General features: G+C 53.6%; 14 protein-coding genes. 12 read left to right on the forward strand and 2 right to left on the reverse strand.

The features are described 5' to 3' along the window. From G520_RS0112100 to G520_RS0112110, 3 genes are all read left to right on the forward strand, one after another. Positions 1-499 (forward strand): NAD-dependent epimerase/dehydratase family protein (locus G520_RS0112100; protein ID WP_028535899.1); only part of this gene is annotated, 499 nt, incomplete at its 5' end. A 4-nt stretch (positions 500-503) separates the two neighbouring features. Further along, complete coding sequence (locus G520_RS0112105; protein WP_051229358.1) at positions 504-1364, forward strand: glycosyltransferase family 2 protein; 861 nt, start codon at positions 504-506, stop codon at positions 1362-1364. 69 nt (positions 1365-1433) lie between these two features. After that, a complete protein-coding gene (locus G520_RS0112110) occupies positions 1434-2411 on the forward strand; it encodes a hypothetical protein (protein WP_156876930.1) in 978 nt (325 codons plus the stop codon). Positions 2412-2447: 36 nt separating this feature from the next. On the opposite strand, the gene G520_RS0112115 is transcribed toward G520_RS0112110, so the two are convergent. Then, positions 2448-3380, reverse strand: a complete 933-nt coding sequence (locus tag G520_RS0112115) for a hypothetical protein (RefSeq protein ID WP_028535902.1) — start codon at positions 3378-3380, stop codon at positions 2448-2450. A gap of 158 nt (positions 3381-3538) precedes the next feature. Here G520_RS0112115 and G520_RS22615 point away from each other — a divergent pair, with 158 nt between their 5' ends. The 4 genes from G520_RS22615 to G520_RS0112135 are packed head-to-tail and all read left to right on the forward strand — an operon-like array spanning position 3539 to position 7804. Further along, complete coding sequence (locus G520_RS22615) at positions 3539-4414, forward strand: alpha-1,2-fucosyltransferase (protein ID WP_169449835.1); 876 nt, start codon at positions 3539-3541, stop codon at positions 4412-4414. Then, positions 4415-5425 (forward strand): hypothetical protein, encoded by a 1011-nt coding sequence (locus G520_RS0112125; RefSeq protein WP_028535903.1) that lies wholly within the window; start codon positions 4415-4417, stop codon positions 5423-5425. Positions 5426-5427: 2 nt separating this feature from the next. Next, on the forward strand, positions 5428-6693 hold the full coding sequence (locus tag G520_RS0112130; RefSeq protein ID WP_028535904.1) for a lipopolysaccharide biosynthesis protein: 1266 nt from the start codon (positions 5428-5430) through the stop codon (positions 6691-6693). Positions 6694-6718: 25 nt separating this feature from the next. Continuing rightward, on the forward strand, positions 6719-7804 hold the full coding sequence (locus tag G520_RS0112135; protein WP_169449836.1) for a glycosyltransferase: 1086 nt from the start codon (positions 6719-6721) through the stop codon (positions 7802-7804). 19 nt (positions 7805-7823) lie between these two features. Here the strand turns inward: G520_RS0112135 and G520_RS24005 are convergent, their stop codons facing one another. Then, a complete protein-coding gene (locus tag G520_RS24005; protein WP_051229360.1) occupies positions 7824-8603 on the reverse strand; it encodes a glycosyltransferase family 2 protein in 780 nt (259 codons plus the stop codon). A 342-nt stretch (positions 8604-8945) separates the two neighbouring features. Between G520_RS24005 and G520_RS0112145 the strand changes: the two genes are divergently transcribed. Genes G520_RS0112145 through G520_RS0112165 form a run of 5 tightly spaced genes read left to right on the forward strand, consistent with a single transcriptional unit; the run spans position 8946 to position 14513 of the window. Further along, positions 8946-10199: an oligosaccharide flippase family protein gene (locus G520_RS0112145; RefSeq protein WP_028535906.1), complete on the forward strand. Its 1254-nt coding sequence runs from the start codon at positions 8946-8948 to the stop codon at positions 10197-10199. A 12-nt stretch (positions 10200-10211) separates the two neighbouring features. Beyond that, a complete protein-coding gene (locus G520_RS0112150; RefSeq protein ID WP_156876932.1) occupies positions 10212-11792 on the forward strand; it encodes a capsular polysaccharide export protein, LipB/KpsS family in 1581 nt (526 codons plus the stop codon). Positions 11793-11823: 31 nt separating this feature from the next. Then, entirely contained in the window at positions 11824-12456 is a 633-nt protein-coding gene (locus G520_RS25705; protein ID WP_051229361.1) for an acyltransferase, read from the forward strand. Continuing rightward, entirely contained in the window at positions 12434-13459 is a 1026-nt protein-coding gene (locus G520_RS0112160; RefSeq protein ID WP_169449837.1) for an FAD-binding protein, read from the forward strand. Before G520_RS25705 ends, G520_RS0112160 begins: the two co-directional genes overlap by 23 nt. A gap of 1 nt (position 13460) precedes the next feature. Further along, positions 13461-14513: a polysaccharide pyruvyl transferase family protein gene (locus G520_RS0112165; protein WP_036666206.1), complete on the forward strand. Its 1053-nt coding sequence runs from the start codon at positions 13461-13463 to the stop codon at positions 14511-14513. Positions 14514-14517: the final 4 nt, after the last annotated feature.

Below are 14517 nucleotides of genomic sequence, written 5' to 3' on the forward strand. Positions count from 1 at the left end.
GTACGGCACGCGCTACCTGGCGGTGATGCCGACCAATCTGTACGGTCCGGGCGACAACTACCACCCGGAGAACAGCCATGTGATCCCGGCGCTGATCCGCAAGGCGCACGAGGCCAAGGTCCGCGGCGACGCGCAGATGGTGGTGTGGGGCAGCGGACGGCCGCTGCGCGAGTTTCTGTACAGCGAGGACATGGCGGCGGCGTGCGTGCATCTGGCGCTGCTGCCCGAGCCCGAGTACGGGGCTCTGCTGAACGATCGCACGCCGCCGCTGGTGAATATCGGCGTCGGTCACGACATGAGCATCCGCGAGCTGGCGGAGACGGTGTGCCGGGTGGTGGGCTTCGACGGCGAGCTGGTCTTCGACGCGAGCAAGCCGGACGGCACGCCGAAGAAGCTGCTCGACGTAAGCCTGCTCGCGGCGCAGGGCTGGCGGGCGCAGGTGGCGTTCGAGGACGGACTGGCGCGCGCTTATGCCGATTTTTGCCATCTGATCGGTTGATTGCATGATAAACCCGCATGAAGCGCAAGGAGGCAGGCCTCCATTCTCTGTGTTGATGTCGGTGTATGTCCGGGAGCAGGCGGCTTATCTCGAGCAGTGCCTGGAGAGCTTGCGTGCGCAAACTCTTCCTGCCGATGAAGTCGTCGTGGTCGAGGACGGCCCGCTGACCGAAGCCCTGCTGGCGGTTCTGGCGCGCTACGAGACGTATTTGCCGATGCGACGCGTGAGACTCGAGTGCAATGTGGGACTGGGCAAGGCGCTGCAGCAGGGATTGGAGCATACGACGCACGAGTTGGTAGCGCGTATGGATAGCGACGATATCGCACTGGAGCGGCGCTTCGAGTTGCAGATGGCGGCGTTCGCCGCCCGGCCCGCGCTATGCGTGATCGGCGGTCAGATCGACGAGTTCTCGCAGGACCCGCGCAGCCCGCACGCGAGCCGGCGCCTTCCTTGCGAGCATCCTGAAATCCTTGCCTATGCCAGGACTCGAAACCCGTTCAATCATATGGCTGTGATGTATCGCCGCTCCAGCGTGCTCGCCGTCGGGGGATATCAGCATATGATGTATTTCGAAGACTACTGGCTGTGGGTCAGAATGCTTCAGGCCGGGCAACTGACGTGCAACTTACCGGACACCCTGGTGCTGGCCCGCGCTGACCGGGCCATGAGCGCACGCCGGGGCGGGTGGTCGTATCTCCGGCACGAATGGCATTTTCTAGCGACGATCCACAGTATGGGGTTCCAGCCGACATCCTGCTTTGTGAAGTCTCTGGTGATTCGCAGCCTGGTCCGTCTGATCCCGAACGGATTGCGCAGCCAGCTGTACGCTACGCTGCTCCGACAAAAGGCGCTTCCTCGGGCTTAGCCCTTTCCTGGGCCTGCGTTTCGACGTTTCCATTGCCCCACAATCCTGATTGCGCACTAGTATTGAATAATGAATCATTTCTCATGGTTTTTTTCTCGCTTGACTCTAGCGAGAGCCGTTAACCCGGGCTGTCTGGCGAGCGTGGTCTTGCCGTTTTATTTCAGCTTCGAGTATCTCGTTCCTGATCTCTACCTTGTCCTATTTCCGATTGCGGCGTTCTTCGTTCTCGATCTGGTGCGGCGCCGGGATCTCAATCGTGAACTCAAGCTGGCCGTTCTCTGCTTGAGTCCGATGCTGCTTGGAGGAGGACTTTCCGGGAATACCGATTTTGCAGCAAAGCTGTTGTTGCACATTGTGGTCGCCGCATACCTTACGTCGCGGTGGCAGCTCCGCTTCAAAATTATGGCATGGAGTTTTATTCCAGCAATTTTTGCTTCGAGCGTGCTCTACTACTTTCAACAGCTTCCCGTCTACGATAGTACGCGTCCTTTCGCGTGGATAGCTCGCAACCATTTCGATTACCTGCTTGCGAGCACCTTACTGCTGACCGGGGTGTCCGGACCGGTCGTGGCCCTGCTGCTGGCCTTTACCCTTGCCCGCTGGAATTTCATCGTGCTGATGTTATCTCGGTTCAGATGGGTATTGGTGCTGCTCGTCGCGTTGGCCTACCTCAAGCTGACATTTTTTAACAATGTCAATACTACGTTGGGCCTCCGTCCTTCGAGCGACATGGTGCGCTGGCAGTTGCTGGTTCAATTTTTCGCCACGATACGGCAACACCCGTGGGGCCTAGGCAGGCTGCAGATTCAAAACTATTTGCTGTACCGTGTGCATCTGGCAGACAGCTTCGAGTCAAACTACCTGCAGCTGCTGGCCATGTATGGGCCACTGGCCGTCCCGTTTATCTGGTTTCTGCTGCGCAGGGCCAACTCTCCGGTACGGACATTTCTTGTCTTTATCTCGTTTTTCAACCCGACTCTGTTCTCTTTATCTTACTTCGTGTTTTATTTTTCCTCGTTCAGGCGGGACGAGGCCAACCCGCATTGACCTCCACACCGGCGCCAAGCGGGCATGACGGTATTCTTATCTTCTGCGCAGGGCGATCAGTGCGAGTCCGATGAGCAAGCCACAGCTTGTCCCTGTGGCAAGCAGCACCGTGGTCTTGGGCGATACGGGGGGCGAGGGCAAAGGCACCGGTCCCACTGTGACTTCGTTCCTGGCCAGGCTGTCCTCCTTCGCGATTTGCTCCTGTAATGCCTTGCTCAGGGCTTGGTAGTACTGATAGCGGCCGATGAGATTGCTGACGTCCGCAGGCCTGGCACTGGAGGGAAAGTCTGGGACTGTGCGTAAGAGTGCGGGATCGCCCGGATTGGGCAACTGGCCGACCTGCAGGCCTGCCATGTCGCGCAGTAATGCCAGTTCGGTCGGCGTGAGGGCTGGTTTACCCGGGGCGAGGGAACGTTGTACATTCTGTCCAGCCTTGAGCAGCAAGGGTTTCAATGCCGCGAGTTGTACCGAGAGCGAGTCTTTTTTTGCGCTGTGCTCGGTAAGGTGCGCGAGCAGTAGTCGCTGACGCATTGCCGTGGCCATGGCAAAGGATAACCGTACGGCAACGTCGGGGCGCGTGTCGGTGGCGGTGAACTGAAGTTCGCGATCACTGTCTACCCCGGTGACGAGTTTCTGCCGCAGCCACTGACGTCGGGTCGCGATATCGGGGGTGGGGAACAGGCTAGCCAGTTCGGGTGAATGCGCAAGCGAGTCGTAGAGAGTATCGCTTCCGGCGAGATCCATGATCCTGGGGGTGATCGTCGGGGCCAGCCACCTCGGCCACATCCGCGTGGGTGTGAAGAGCGGAGTGCTGGCACGGAAGAGGGGAGGCGTGTGCCATGCCAGCCCGGCCGCCAGCACTGCTCCCGCCAAGGCGCAGCCAAGCAGCAGCATGCGATGGCGAATCAGCCCATCTGCAAGCTCCCGGAAAGAAATATCGGGGGGGACGGCTATCGGGTTCGTGGTCAAATCTGCATCCTTGCGATCGCGGCGGGGGACAAATGATATAGTCGTAAGCATATTCGTATTACGTGCCCATGCAAACCGTTGTGCGGGGTGGTGGTAATATACGGGCGTTGATCGGAACGCGCATGTGTCGGTGTGCAGAGCTCAAGAAAAGGTTGAAAGTGACGGTCATTGTCAGACTCAAGGGTGGGTTGGGGAATCAGATATTTCAATACGCGGCAGGGATTGCCCTGGCAAAGCGATTGGGAACGTCGTTGCGAGTCGATAGCGGCCGCATGTTTGTCGATGCGCAGCGCAGTTATGCGTTAGGCGTATTCTCTGCCCCGCATGCCGAAATGGGAAAACTCCGCAGTTGCGCGCTTGAAGCGGCGGCCATCGTCAACCGCAAGCTGCAGCGTCTCGGCTCGCCCATCGCGCTTAGGCATGTCCTGTTTACCGAGGCCGGGCATGCGGTGAATGCCGGTTTTTTTCAGATAAGGAAACGGCCGCTAAATATTTTGGACGGATATTTTCAGAGCGAACGCTATTTTGTTGATGCCGTCGACGAGGTCAGGCAGGCGCTCAGGTTTCCGGAGCCCGTCAGCGCCATCATGCAAGGTTGGCTTGAGCGGATCCGGCAGTGTCCTGCTGTATCGATTCATATTCGTCGGGGGGATTATGTCAGCAATCCACAGGCGAATGCCACGCATGGGGTCCTGCCGCTATCGTTTTATCACTCTGCCATTACCCGGATTCGCCAGCGCGAGGAACAGCTCCAGTGCTTTGTTTTCTCGGACGATCTGGAATGGGCGCGCGAGCATCTGCAGGTCGAGGGGCTTCCGCTCCATTTCGTCGACGGATGGGGCAAGACCGATCATGACGATATGCAACTGATGAGCGCATGCCGTCATCATGTCATTGCGAATAGTTCGTACAGTTGGTGGGGGGCCTGGTTGAATGGCAAATCCGGCAAGCTGGTCGTGGCGCCTCGCGCATGGTTTGTCGACGCCAGCAAACCATCGTGCGATCAAACCCCTGATGGCTGGATGCTGATATAAATGGTCAGCGTCGACGAAATCAAGGCCTCTGCGCTGCGCTTATGGCAGGTGCGGCCCGATACCTGCTCCATACTCAGTGTGCTGTTGCCTTTCTATTTGTGTTTTGAATATTTGATTTCGGGGATTTATTTAATTCTGTTACCGCTCGCCGCATATCATGCCTTCGATATGGCAAAGCGGCGCGTTATCAGCCGCGAGCTGTTGTGGGCCATGTCGTGCCTGAGCCCGATGTTGGTTGGCGGTCCGCTTTCCGGCAACACCGACTTTACCTGCAAGCTTGCTTTGAGCATCTTTGTCGCCGAGCGGGTCGCCGCGCGGACCGGTTTCAATTTCAAGCTCGTGGCTCTGGCTTTTGTTCCCGCGACGCTGGCCGCCTGCCTGTATTTCCAGCGTTCGATTCCGCCGGGGGAACACATGTACATCAGTGCGGCGCGCAATCACTTTTCCTATCTCTACTCCGGAACCTTGCTGCTGCTGGAGGCGCCTGGCCCGCTGGTGGCCTTGCTGGTGCTTCCTTTTCTTGCGCGCTGGAATCTGGTCGTGCTGCTGTTCGCACGTCACAAGTGGATACTTGTCGCGATTCTGGCCCTCGTCTATCTGAAAATGGCCTTTTTCAACAGCATGAACACGACATTCGGTCTCAAAGTTGGTAGCGACCATGATCGCTGGCTGATTCTGGGACTCTTTTTCGATACCCTGGTTCAGCATCCTTTTGGCCTTCAACGCGATTTGATCCGCAACCTTCTGTTGTATCAGAACAATCTTACGGATACGTTCGAGTCCAGCTATTGTCAACTGATTGGCATGTACGGGGTATTGGCGATTCCATTTATTGGCTATTTGCTGCACAAGAGCGATTCTGTCGTGCGAGTGTTCCTCATTTTCCTTTCGTTCTTTAATCCCATCATCCTGTCGTTATCGTTCTTTGTATTTTTCTACTCGGCCCGGAGAGAGGACGAAGCGGCAGAATGCGAAGTCAAGGTATTGGCACAGCAAAATAACCCTGGATGAGCATGCGCCTATTTTCATCCCGCAAGATTCTGGTCATAGCCGGTTTGCAACTCATTCAGATGGCGGCCGGGCTGATATACATAAAATTGCTGGCATCGAACTTGCCACCGGCGCAATACGGCGCGTATACGCTCTATCTAACCGCTGCGTCATTGTTCGGCATGCTACCGATCACGGCACTGGATCAAGCAATTTATCGTGAAGCGGCCAAGCCATACGCGCGTGTCAAGCTGGAGCGGCTGATTCGCTGCTACTACAGCCTGGTCGCCTTCGTCACTCTGGCGGAAACCCCGCTCTTTATCATTTTGCTGAAGCTGAATTCTTCATTCTCGCTGGCGGAAGTCTGTGCTATTGCAGTTCCGTTCGCCATTTTGTCGACGCTGAAGAATTCCCTGATCGGCCTTATCAACTACCGGCATTTCAAGACGCACTCCTTCGCACTCAAGGCTGTGGAAAACACACTGAAAATTGCCTTGATTCTCCCGCTGATTCCTCTTATTCACCGCTTTGACAATGGCGGCAGTGTCGCAACGCTGACCCAGACAGTCATCTGTATCCTGCTGATCCTCTATATCGTGAGGCATGCCCGGTTTGGGATCGTTTTCAAGCGGCGGATCAGGCTTCGCCAGGTACAGGCGATCTACAGGCGGACCATTGTCTATGCCAAACCACTGATTACATGGGCCGTGTTCGGCTACCTGCAAAACAATATCTATTACTGGGTGATGGAACGGCACGGCGAGCGCGTCGAACTCGGTATCTTTTCCATGATGCACAACTTGTCGTTTGTCTTTCCATCCATATTTATCGGGCTGATTACAACCTATGCCACGCCCCGATTCTTTCACAATGGAATTTCAAGACAGACCGACCGTGAGCTGTTCTGGCTTAAGATATTTGCGTTCATCATGCTTGGGTGCTACACCCTGTTCGTGACGATATTTGCTCATCCGCTGATTGCGCTGATCGGCCACCCGGCTTACCTTCCGTATGCACACCTACTCGCGTATATGAGTACCGTGATGGCGATCTACCATTTCTCCATGTTGTCGACCTTCCGGTTCTACATCGCAGAAAAACCTTCCCGCTTGCTGCTTGCCAACATACTGCCAGGAGCCGCCTCCTTGCCTGCCAGCTATCTCCTGGACAGGTATCATGCCCTCGATGGCATCGTGGTTGCCTATGCTGCGGTATATTGCCTGAATGCCTTGCTGGTCATGGCTGCCGAGGCCTACTACTTCCGCCGTGGTCAACCTCACGCCGCGTAACAGCAAAAAACAGGAGTGCCGCTTCGTGCGAGTATTACATTTTCAAGTCAATAATGGATTCGGCGGAGGAGTTGCGACCTATATCTCGGCCTTGACGCGCGGGCAAGCCAGCCACGAGATGTTCGTTACGCTGGACAACGAACTGTCGGCACGGATGATCGCCCGTTTCGATGCGGCTTACGGCCGTGCGACACCCGTATGCTTTCCGGAGCATTACCGCGTCTGGCAAATCCCGTCCGCCGTGCGGAATCTGTTGCGTATCGTTCGCATGTTACGGATCGACGTTATTCATGCGCATACCCTGCGTGCCGGCATGCTGGCGGCGCTGGCGAGGGTTTTCAGTCCGGTTCGGCTCGTCTATTGCGGGCACGGGATACGCTATACGCAAAAAAAGGGCCTGTTGGCACGTGCCGTATTCGGGGCAATGGAGCGTTTTGTTACCCGGATGGCAGATTGCACCATCGCCATCCGTCCATCTGACTTGGAGCGATATCGCAAGTGGCTAGGACCTGAGCGGCTGCGTCTGGTCAGAACACGGACCGACGCACCTGCAATCCCGATGCAGGTGGACGCGCATCCATTTCGGGTCGGGGCGCTCGGTTCCCTGCTGCCGATCAAGAACCCTGCGCTGTTCGGTCGTGCGGCAGCACGGATGGCCGCGATGGCTTGCACTGCCGAAATGGTATGGGTGGGTGGCGGGGAGTTGCTGCCCCCGAGCCAGCGGGATTTTCCACACGTGATATTCGCTGGACAGGTCCTTCATGAAGAGGCCATGGCTTGGCTGCTGCGTTTCGATGTGCTGGTGATTACCTCGCATATCGAGACTTTTCCGATGGTCGCTCTGGAAGCATTTTCCATGGGGAAGGCCGTGATCAGTACCGCCTATCCGGGATATGGCGATTTGTTCGAGGATGGTCGCAATGCCCTGGTGATCCCCCCCGACGACACCGAGGCGCTGGTTGCCGCCATAGTCCGGCTGATGAGGTCCGATGTCTTGCGGGAAGAATTGGCCCGGAATGGGCGCATCGATTTCGAACGCTTGTATTCGCCCGTGTCGGCCATGATCGAAGAGGTGGAAGGTATTTACGCCGGGTCAGCCGCGCGCCGCTAGATGCTTGCCGGTGATCTCGTCAGAGGAAGCGGCGGGACCATGCTTTGAGCTTCAGCCATAGCAAGCGAAATATCAGCGTCGGGATCAAATCAAGTCGCCCGCTTGATTCAATGAATTTGCATACCACGTAGGCTTCGGAGAACAAGTTGGCCACGTAGTTGCCCCGGCTGCGTGAATCAGGAAGTACCCGGTAATCCACCCAGTTTCCAGGCAGGAGCCGTCCCCTGCAATCGGGCTTGCTGAACACACACAGCCACAAATAGTAATCCTCGTAGCGCAGCATGGTATCGTTGGCTGGGGAGAGCCCCTCGAGCAAGGTTCTGTCGAGCAGGACGGAGGACGTCGTGATGATGTTTCTGCGTAGCAGGGTACGCAAACTTAGCGGTCCTCGCTGGACCGGTCCAGGCGATTTCGCTCCGCAAGTATCGACATCGTAACGACCGGTGCAGACGAAATTGTATCCATCGCGTTTGATGCATTCCATCTGAGCCATCAGCTTTCCGGGCTCCCAGTAGTCATCGGCATCCAAAAAGGCAACATACCTTCCTCGCGCATGGGCGACGCCGATGAAACGCGGCAATTCGGGGCCTCCGCTATTGTGGCCGGTGCGCAGCAAGCGCAGCCCGGCGTCGCCAACCGCGCGCTCCTGCAAGTATTCGTAAGAGCCGTCATTCGAACAGTCATCCACAATGATCAATTCCCAATCGCGATACGTTTGTGCCTGGACCGAAGCGATCGCTTCGTCGATGAATGGTTTTGCATTGTAGTGAGCGATGATGATCGAAACTGTAAACGGCATATGACCTCGAACAAAAAACAGCGGCCATCCAACATGGACAGGGCAGTCTCAATGATACCGTAACTGCTGTTTTGATCGGCACGCTTGTGAGATTCGGACTGGGCCGTGCCATGTCCCTGGGGTGATTGGACGGGATAATATCCCCCGCTTATACTGTCCTTTCAGGAATCCTCATCTGCGGTATTTTTCCGGATATGGCAACGAAACGAACATGGTCGATCGGGTCTGGCACAGGGCGCCCAGAAGGGGGACTGTGTAAATCGCGATGTTTAATAACAATCTTAATTTTTTGATGCCGAAGACGTGACCCATTTCCTTCGTAGTCGTTTTTTTAGCAATAGCATGGCGTATACCGGATTCGCCATCCTGAATCGCGCCATCCCCTTCATGCTGTTGCCATTGCTTACCCGCTACCTGAGCCCAGATGCGTTTGGGCGTATCTCCATGTTCCTGGCTGTGCAGGTGCTGGCTATGCTGGTGTCGGGGCTGTGCCTGAACTCGGTGCTGATGCAGCGCTATTTCAAGATGAGCCAGAGGCAGTTACGCACTTTTCTGCTCGCCGCTTATGGCCTGATGATCGTGATCGGTTGTGTTGTCTCGATCCTGCTGTGGTTGGGAAAGGGGGTACTCGAGCCCCTGTCCGGCTTGTCTTCGGGGTGGCTCATCATGGCTAACGCGTGTGCCGTGATGTCTATGGCACAGGCGATCGGATTGGCGTTGATGCAGATGCGGCAGCAGGTCGTCAATTTCGGTCTGATGCAACTGTTAGGAACCTTATCCAACCTTGTCCTGAGCATTTTGCTTGTCGTCAAGTTTCATCTTGGCTGGCAAGGTCGTCTTGATGGCATTGCCGCATCTCTGCTTCTGACATCGATGGCTCTGCTGGCATTGCAGTGGCGAGCCGGCGATCTGACGAGAATCGGCGTGGGTTGGGACGAGCTGCGGTCGGCGACATCTACGCTTGTCAGGCTCGGATTGCCTCTACTGCCTGGAGGTCTGGTCGTGTGGGGGATGACAATGACCGACCGCTTCTATTTGAATTCGTTGGCCAGCATGCAGTCGGTCGGAATTTATGCGGTTGGGGTAATGTTTGCCCAAGTCATAGAGGTGTTGGCATCAGCGGTTGGGCAATCCTTCATGCCCATCATTTACTCTCGTCTCAACGGGACTGAAGAGCAGCGACGCAAGCTGGTAGGCTGGAGCTACGGCGTTATTGGATGCTATCTCGGCATGGCTATCAGCTGGGGTATCGTGGGGAGTTTCCTCATACATGCGATGCTCAATGCCCGTTACCACCAGGCCGCCTCGGTGCTGGCTGCTCTCTCTCTCGGGTATGCCTTGAACAATGGGGCCAGCTTGATGGCGACATTTATTCTGCACCGTGAAAAAAACCATTTGGTTTCCATGGTCAGCATTGGTCCTTTCTCCATTTCGGTTCTGATGAACCTGGCTTTGATTCCAAAGCTTGGTATCCTGGGGGCCGCGCTGGCATTTGTCGGCTCGGCGACTGCTAATTTCATTATCATGTTCGTAATTGCTTGTCGTACAGACACGTTACCCTGGTTTACTTTCCTTTCCACCGTAGAAAAACACTGATAAAGCGTATTTATGTTTGGAATTAAACAGAGGTTGTCGAAATTTGCTCCCCTATCAGGGAATGTCAAACATATTATTGGTTCGGTTGCGGCAAGAAAATCCTTGTCAGCACTGCGACATGATAAACCCTATGTAGTCGTTGTTGACGGACTGCTGGGGTATGAGCCGCTAAGTTTATATTATTTTTATTTGCTTTTTGCTTTGCAATATGAATTGAAGCGGCCTATTCGCGTTGTTCTGCTCCTGCAAAAATCCATTCACCGGCTCTGGAGCTGCAACCGTATTTTTTCGCAGATCTACGAGACCAATTATGTTGCATTCAATACGCGAAAGTACGATAAATCGGCAAAGCAGAGTGCAAGACTGCTAGCAAGCGGATTGACTGATCAGAAGTCCATCTTGGATATAAAGGTTAAAGGTCTTCACTTCGGTCCTAATATTTATGCAGGTTATTTGCGAAAGCATTTTGTGGGGCGTATGCATCCCTCCAGTATGGCTGTGGATGAATTTCTGGTCGAAGCGTGCTCGAATATCGAGTTGGCAGATGCGGTTATAGCACAGTACAAGCCAGATCTGCTATTACTGTCACACTCCGATTACCATTCCTTCGGTGCATTTTTCAAGAAATTCCTGCAAGCGGGCATCCCTTCCGTGATTGCACCTTTGTATGGCGAAGGACGGGTCGGCGGAAGATTATACGCCAATCTTGCCGATTTCGAAGACGATGCCCGGAACTATGTATTTTCATGCACCGAACGCACTTGGAATGAGGCTGTAGTGGGCTATAGCGAGGCTGATGATGCGTTGGTGTCGGATTATTTGAAGAAGCGTTTTGCCGGAGACGACAATTCGTTTAATGGTGACTACCATAAATCGACCCGCCGCCTGCAGAAAGATAGGCTTTGGCAGGAACTTGGCATAAAACGAACCTTTACGTGCTCAGTATTGATCGCTGCTCATTTGTTATGGGACGATGCGACCTCATCTTATCGCAATCTGTATGTCGATTATTTTGAATGGCTGGAAAAAACACTGGAAGCCGCGAAGCAAAACGATAAGGTATTGTGGATCGTCAAGGCGCATCCTTCTGAACTGCACATGGGAACGCGTGACCGTGTCGCCGATATCGTGAAGACCCTATTTGGCTCTGCGCTGCCTGATCATGTCGTTTTTCTTGATGCAGATACTCCATTCAATACTTATTCGATCATAGAAGCTGTGGATGCAGTGGTGACTGTCCGCGGGACGATCGGGTACGAGTCAGCGTGCCGCGGCCATAGCGTGATAAATGCCGGCAGTGGACCGTACACGGGACAAGGCTTTAATCGCGAATTCGAGACGAGTGCCGGCTATGAGGACTTTCTCTTGCACCTGCACGAACATGACCTGTCCTTGTCTCCCGAGCAGGTCCGCCTCGCTCGCATTGCTATCTTTGTCTATCTGATGAACAAAGGCCCGGTTTCACCCTTGTTGAGAAACGTGGACAGCCTTTCTGCCTTGGGGACCAGCGAAGGTCTGGATCCGGCGGCAGACCCGGTCATGCAGCGGTTTGCCCGCACGATTCTGCAGGGGAGAGCATGCGATCTGCTATAAAAGGTCAGTGCCAAACGCCCGGAAGTGAAAAATGAGAAAGCTGTTGTCATTCGTGCTCAACAAACTTCGCTTGTTTGAACGCAGAAAGATGCTAGGGAAGCTAGGACGCTTGTCCATTGCACGACCGGACCTGTTCCGGGCGGCGATCGCTGCTGGCCCGCAAGTGGACTTGGCATCATGTGCCGTTGATGTCGGGGCCGATTCGCTGATCAGGGGGGCGATACATTTTGATCGTAGTGGCGCCCGCTTTAGTGTCGGTGCAAATACCGCAATTGGCGTTGGGACCCAGGTCGTCCTTAGCCAGGGATTGAAAGTCGGCAATGATGTACTGATTTCGTACAACTGCTTGATCATGGACCACGATGGCCATTCGCTGGACCCCAAGTATCGCAGCCAGGATCTGGCTGACTTGCTGAATGGCCGCCCCAAGAACTGGGATTGTGTACGGTGCCGGTCGGTTACCATCGAAGATGGCGCTTGGATCGGTGCCGGTGCCACCCTGCTAAAGGGAGTGACCATAGGAGCTCGAGCTGTTGTCGGAGCGTGCTCGGTAGTGACGCGTGACGTTCCTGCGGGGGCCGTTGTGGTGGGGAATCCCGCCCGGGTCGTTGGAAAAGTCGATGATTATCTGTCGAAGGACGATGTCTTTAGCCATGTTGAATGACACACATGCCACCGGGGTCGCGCAGTGGCTTTCTGATGCCGGTATTCCATTCCGAGAGAATTTTTCACTCGCGAGAATCAGTCAGATCAAGGCCGGTGGAACTCCCCGCCTATTTGTTCAGCCCCAGAATATGTCACTGCTTTGCAGATTCCTTGCGTATCTCAAGCAGCACTCCATTGGCTGGATCGTGATCGGAAATTTGTCGAATCTATTGATTCGAAGCGGTGAATTGAACACAATTGTTATTTCCTTGAAGGAGTTCAGGGATATCGATTTTATGGACGGATATGTGTGTGTCGGGGCCGGGGTATTGCTACCCGTACTGGCTCGAGAGATGGAGACCAAAGGGTATGCCGGTTTTTCGGGACTTTACGGTGTTCCTGGGAGTATTGGCGGTGGTATTTTCATGAATGCAAGTTGCTATGGGAATGCTGTTTCTGATTATCTGATCGACGTGACTTTTCTCACCGAAGATGGAGATATTCGTGTTTTAAAGCGCGATGAGTTGTCATTTTCATGGAGAAAATCCGCATTTCATGACCGTTTCCGCCGTTGCATCATCGTGGAGGCTCGATTTTCACTGATTAAAAATGAGATGGCGGTCGATAAGTTGAAATTGACAGATGCTCATGTGAACCGAAGCCTATATCAGGAAAGTGCATTCCCAAATCTTGGTAGTCTATTTGCTACCCGCAATATATACGGCGAGATTGCATCCCATTTCCCCGTGTATCGAGCCTTGCTGCTATGCATCCGTATCGTACTGCATCTCATGCCTGGAGACCGTCATGCCAACTTCGCCCGATTGGCAACGTCGATGACTCGGTGGTATTTCGATATCAGAGACACAGATAAAGTCGGGCTGTCGGGTAAAACAATAAACTGTGTTATCAACAAAGGGGGCGCTGAAGCCGATGAGATCGTTGGCTTTGTCCGGAATTTGCAAGGAAAATTGCAGAATTGTGTTCCTCTTGAAATTGAAATCATTGACAGAATTGAATGACATGAAAAATGATGATGAGAAGTTTGGAATTGTTACCTATCATGATGGTTTCAATTTCGGAGCGTATCTACAAGTTTATGCATTGCAACAGGTAATGGCTCGAAATGGCTTTGCATCTGAAATTATAAATTACAAAGGGAGCGTTCACTGGTGGAATGAGTATCGTAGCCTTTTGTGGACAAAAAGACCCATTCTTCTTGCCAAAAATATCCTTAAACTCTTCGCTTTCAAGGCTGCGCATAAAAAATTGTGCATGTCAAGATTTTCCAAAAAGGCGAGTGATTTCGATTCTTCGGCGTACCGAAGCGTAGTGTATGGAAGTGACGAGATCTGGAATTATTCAAACCCGCTACTTGGATTCGACCCATTTTACTTTGGGACAGGATTTGAAAAGACGCGAAAGATAGCCTATGCACCCAGTTGCGGAAATCTGAGCCGGGATGCTGTCGTTCCTGATGCCGTTGCAAAAGGGTGGAAGAGTTTTGATGAAGTTGCCGTGCGTGATATCAACAGTCAGGCAATACTTTCAAAGTATCGTTCGACCGAACCCGGAATCGTACTGGATCCGACTTTTCTTTACGACTTCGATGCCGATACTCGACCATGCAAGGATAAGGATTTTATCCTTGTTTATACAACGGGGTTTTCTAAAGCAGAAGAAAAATCAATTCGCGAGTATGCTGATACAAATAAATTGAAGTTGATATCAATTGGGTATTTGAATAAATTTTGCGATAAGAATGTCATTGGCGTCGGGCCGTTTGAGTTTCTTGGTTACTACGCGGCGGCAACGCATGTTGTCACCAGCATGTTCCATGGGACCATATTTTCCATAAAGTTCAAGAAAAATTTTGCATTATTTGTCGATCCCTATCGAACCAACAAGCTCGAGTATATTTTGACGCGATTTCTGCTGCAAAACCGGGTGACAGACAATGTTGGGTTGGCATCTGTACTTGGCCGTCGTATCGATTATGACGCCGTAGGCGTGAGGTTAAAGGAGGATGTAGAGTTCTCCCGCTCTTATCTGCTAAATGCCCTTGCAAAGGAATAATGCC

This window comes from Paludibacterium yongneupense DSM 18731 (assembly GCF_000422925.1).
Lineage (GTDB): Bacteria > Pseudomonadota > Gammaproteobacteria > Burkholderiales > Chromobacteriaceae > Paludibacterium > Paludibacterium yongneupense.

Coding starts and splice junctions, on each gene's coding strand:
- G520_RS0112105 (WP_051229358.1), top strand. CDS start 504: ATGATAAACCCGCATGAAGCGCAAGGAGGCAGGCCTCCATTCTCTGTG.
- G520_RS0112110 (WP_156876930.1), top strand. CDS start 1,434: ATGAATCATTTCTCATGGTTTTTTTCTCGCTTGACTCTAGCGAGAGCC.
- G520_RS0112125 (WP_028535903.1), top strand. CDS start 4,415: ATGGTCAGCGTCGACGAAATCAAGGCCTCTGCGCTGCGCTTATGGCAG.
- G520_RS0112130 (WP_028535904.1), top strand. CDS start 5,428: ATGCGCCTATTTTCATCCCGCAAGATTCTGGTCATAGCCGGTTTGCAA.
- G520_RS24005 (WP_051229360.1), bottom strand. CDS start 8,603: ATGCCGTTTACAGTTTCGATCATCATCGCTCACTACAATGCAAAACCA.
- G520_RS0112145 (WP_028535906.1), top strand. CDS start 8,946: ATGGCGTATACCGGATTCGCCATCCTGAATCGCGCCATCCCCTTCATG.
- G520_RS0112150 (WP_156876932.1), top strand. CDS start 10,212: ATGTTTGGAATTAAACAGAGGTTGTCGAAATTTGCTCCCCTATCAGGG.
- G520_RS25705 (WP_051229361.1), top strand. CDS start 11,824: ATGAGAAAGCTGTTGTCATTCGTGCTCAACAAACTTCGCTTGTTTGAA.
- G520_RS0112160 (WP_169449837.1), top strand. CDS start 12,434: ATGTCTTTAGCCATGTTGAATGACACACATGCCACCGGGGTCGCGCAG.
- G520_RS0112165 (WP_036666206.1), top strand. CDS start 13,461: ATGAAAAATGATGATGAGAAGTTTGGAATTGTTACCTATCATGATGGT.